Annotated in this window: 1 protein-coding gene; it reads left to right on the forward strand. The window is 51.7% G+C overall.

The window, feature by feature from the left end:
* On the forward strand, positions 1-1,184 hold a 1,184-nt coding region (locus DWX32_RS19220; RefSeq protein WP_118660885.1), incomplete at both ends, for a recombinase family protein.

The raw sequence follows: 1,184 nt of genomic DNA on the forward strand, positions 1-1,184 counted from the left end.
AGCCGACTGGGGCGTAACTATCTGCAAACCGGGCATTTGATTGAGGACTTTTTCCCAAGGAACGGCGTCCGCTATATCGCCATGAATGACGGTATCGACACCCTGCGTGATAACAACGATATTGCCCCGTTCAAGAATATCCTGAACGAGATGTACAGCAAGGATATTTCCAAGAAAGTCCATTCCTCTTATCTTCTGAAAGCGCAGAAAGGACAGTTTACCGGGTGTCTTGCCCCGTTTGGGTATCGGAAAGACCCGGAGGACAGAAACCATCTGCTCATTGACGAGGAAACAGCCCCGATTGTGCGGCTGATTTTCGGATATGCCCTAAACGGTCATGGTCCGAACTATATCCGCAGACGGCTGGAGGAAGAAAAAATCCCCTGCCCCACATGGTGGAACCGGGAACGGGGGCTTCGCAATACCCGCACCAAATGGGAAAAGAAAGACCCGGAAAACGGGCGGTATATGTGGGACTTCTCCGTTATCAAAGACCTTTTGATGAATCCCGTCTACACCGGGGCGATTGCTTCCCAGAAAAAGGACTACCGTTTCAAAATCGGCACGATTGGGGAAAAGAAGCCGGAGGACTGGATTGTGGTGGAGGGACAGCATGAACCGCTGATTGACCGCATGAGCTTTGATATTGTGCAGAACAAGCTGAAATCCCGCCAGCGTCCGGGGCAGACCAATGAAATCAGCCTGTTTGCCGGACTGTTAAAATGCGGCGAGTGTGGGAAGTCGCTGACGATACGCTACACAAACGCAAAATATCCCCAGCGGATTTATTCCTGCAAGACCTACAACGCCTTTGGAAAGAACCACTGCACCCAGCACCGGATTGATTATGACACCCTTTACAGCCATGTGCTGCGGAAAATCCGGGAATGTGCCAGAGCTGCCCTGATGGACGGGGAAGCGGTTGCCGACCGCCTGACAAATACCTGCGAAGCCGAACAAAAGGAACAGCGGGAAGCAATGGAACGCTCCCTTACAAGGGACGAGGAACGGATTGAGGTTCTGGACAAAATGGTCATGCGGCTTTATGAGGATATGATTGCAGGGCGTATCAGTGAGCAGAATTTCAACACCATGCTGGAAAAGACACAGACCGAGCAGACGGAGCTTAAAACAAAAGTGTCCGAGGGCAGAAAGCGGCTGTCCGATGAAGTCCAGCTTGCCAA

Origin of the sequence: Blautia sp. AF19-13LB, assembly GCF_003479105.1 — a bacterium.
In the GTDB taxonomy this organism is placed as follows: Bacteria; Bacillota; Clostridia; order Lachnospirales; family Lachnospiraceae; genus Fusicatenibacter; species Fusicatenibacter saccharivorans.